The sequence below is a fragment of the Acidimicrobiales bacterium genome (assembly GCA_035540975.1).
Classification (GTDB): Bacteria; Actinomycetota; Acidimicrobiia; order Acidimicrobiales.
The window spans coordinates 1-2,545 of record DATLFN010000147.1; the positions used below are offsets into that span (position 1 = coordinate 1).

Annotated in this window: 3 protein-coding genes; all 3 read left to right on the top strand. The window is 73.0% G+C overall.

The features are described from left to right. Positions 1-35: 35 nt before the first annotated feature. Complete coding sequence (rplT, locus tag VM242_14935) at positions 36-437, top strand: 50S ribosomal protein L20 (protein ID HVM06459.1); 402 nt, start codon at positions 36-38, stop codon at positions 435-437. An 89-nt stretch (positions 438-526) separates the two neighbouring features. Further along, the gene (locus VM242_14940) at positions 527-1,231 is read left to right on the top strand and encodes an RNA methyltransferase (protein HVM06460.1); all 705 of its coding nucleotides are present in this window, start codon (positions 527-529) and stop codon (positions 1,229-1,231) included. Between the two features lies 1 nt (position 1,232). Then, a complete protein-coding gene (locus tag VM242_14945; GenBank protein ID HVM06461.1) occupies positions 1,233-2,285 on the top strand; it encodes a PAS domain-containing sensor histidine kinase in 1,053 nt (350 codons plus the stop codon). The last annotated feature ends 260 nt before the right edge of the window (positions 2,286-2,545 follow it).

Genomic DNA, 2,545 nt, shown 5'->3' on the forward strand with positions numbered 1-2,545 from the left:
CCCCCGAACCCCTCCCCCCGACGAAAGGAGCTCCGATGGCGAGAGTCAAGCGCGCCGTGCACAGCCGCAAGCACCGCCGCGCCGTGCTCGAGCAGGCCCAGGGCTACTACGGCAACAAGAGCCGCAGCTTCCGAGCCGCCAACGAGCAGGTCAACCACTCCCTCCAGTACGCCTTCCGCGACCGTCGGGCCCGCAAGGGGGAGTTCCGCAAGCTGTGGATCCAGCGCATCAACGCCGCCACCCGCCAGCACGGTGTCAGCTACAGCCGGTTCATCGCCGGCCTCCGCCTGGCCGAGATCGAGGTCGACCGGAAGGTCCTGGCCGACCTGGCGGTGAGCGACCCCGCCGCCTTCGGCGGCCTGGTGAAGCTGGCGGTGGCGGCCGCCGACGGCTCCGGGCCGGCGGCGCCGGGCGACGGGGAGATCGACCAGCCCTGACCACGGGGCTCGCCTATCGCCACCAGAAGGTCCAGCGGCTCCGGCGGCTGGCCGGGCGCACGAGCGCGCGCTCGGCGGAGCGGGCGTTCGTGGTCGAGGGGGCCAAGGTGCTGGGCGAGGCCCTCGACGCCGGCGTCCGCGTGGAGGCGGTCTACGCCGCCCCCGGGGCGCCGGTCGGCCTGCTGGGGCGGGCGGCGGCAGCCGGTGCCCGGGTCCTCGACCTGGCGCCCGGGGTGATCGAGCGGGTGGCGGGGACGGTGACGCCGCAGCCGCTCCTCGCCGTCGTCCATTACGTGGACGTCCCCCTCGACCGGCTCCGGGGCGCCGATCTGGTCGTCGTGTGCGTCGACGTGCGCGATCCGGGCAACCTGGGCACCGTCCTGCGCAGTGCCGAGGGGGCGGGGGCGGGGGGAGTAATCTGCTGTCACGGGTCCGTCGATGTGTACAACCCCAAGGCCGTGCGCGCGTCGGCAGGATCGCTGTTCCACGTTCCGGTCGTCGCGGGAGGTGAACCCGCCGAGGTGCTCGGGCGCCTGGCGGAGTGGGGGCTGCGCCGGCTCGGGGCGGCGGCCCACGGCGGGCTGGACTACGCGGCGGAGGACCTCACCGCTCCCACCGCGCTGGTCCTCGGGAACGAGGCGGCGGGGCTGCCGTCGGGCATGGCGGGGCGCGGCCTCCTCGACGCCGAGGTCACCATCCCGATGAGCGGCCGTACGGAGTCGCTCAACGTCGGCATGGCGGCGGCCGTCCTGTGCTTCGAGGCGGCTCGCCAACGGCGGGGCGGCGGCCGCTGACATGTCGGCCTACGACGTCCTTCCCGATGCCGTCGTGTGCCTCGACGGCGACCGGCGCATCGTCGAGGCCAACGCCATGGCGAGCGCGCTCACCGGGTTCGCGGTGGGCGAGCTGGTGGGCAGGAGCTGCGACGTCCTGTCGCCGCGGGCCAAGGACGGGACCCCGCTGCTGGACGGCGCCTGGCACGCCTCCGCCCGGCTGCGCTCCGTGCGGCTGGTCCCCGAGCACGAGATCACCATCGACCGGGCCGACGGCGAGCACGTGCGGGTCTTCGCCGCCGGGCGCTACCAGCGGGCGGCGGACGGGGCCGTCGCCGGCCTGGTCGTCTCCATGCGGCCGGCCGACCTCCGCCGCCACCAGCACGCCACCGGCATCGAGATCGTGTCCACCGTGAGCCACGAGCTGCGCTCGCCCCTCACGTCGGTCAAGGGCTACACCAGCCTCCTGCTCAACCGCTGGGACCGCCTCCGGGACGACCAGAAGCGGATGATGCTCGAGCAGGTGAACCACGACGCCGACCGGGTCACCCGCCTCATCACCGAGCTGCTGGACATCAGTCGGCTGGAGTCCGGGCGCCTGGTGCTGCGACGCCAGATGGTCGACCTCCCCGAGCTGAGCCGCAACGTGGTCGAGAAGGTGAAGATGGAGTACCCCGAGCTCGACTGCGCCATCGACTTCCCGCCGACGTTCCCGTCGATCTACGCCGACCCCGACAAGGTGGTGCAGGTCCTCACCAACCTGGTCGAGAACGCCTGCAAGTACGCCTCGCCCATCGGCATGTCGGTCGAGGGCAGCGTGGGGGACTCGGAGGTGGCCATGTCGGTGCGCGACCAGGGCGAGGGCTTTCCCGAGCGGGACCTGGCGAGGGTGTTCACCAAGTTCTTCCGTCGTGCCGAGACCAAACCCAACGGCACCGGCCTCGGGCTGTGGATCAGCCGTGGCCTGGTGGAGGCGCACGGGGGCCGGCTGGACGTGACGTCGGTCCCCGGGAAGGGCTCGACGTTCCGTTTCACCCTGCCCCTGTACGCCTTCGAGGAGCTGCATCCGCAGTGAGGTTCGACTCGCAACCGGAGGTTGCTCGTCGAGTCGATCGTGCTCCGGCCGGCCGGCGGAGCCGTCCGCCCTCCGCCCTGACCTCTCTGCCTCCAGCCGGGGAGGTCGCCTGCGGCGACGCCAGCGGCCGGCGGCGGGAGAACGCAGTGAGCTTCGACTCGCAACCGGAGGTTGCTCGTCGAGTCGATCGTGCTCCGGCCGGCCGGCGGAGCCGTCCGCCCTCCGCCCTGACCTCTCTGCCTCCAGCCGGGGAGGTCGCC

Excerpts from the sequence above, each read along its gene's own strand:
- rplT (HVM06459.1), top strand. The coding sequence starts at position 36 with ATGGCGAGAGTCAAGCGCGCCGTGCACAGCCGCAAGCACCGCCGCGCC.
- VM242_14945 (HVM06461.1), top strand. The coding sequence starts at position 1,233 with ATGTCGGCCTACGACGTCCTTCCCGATGCCGTCGTGTGCCTCGACGGC.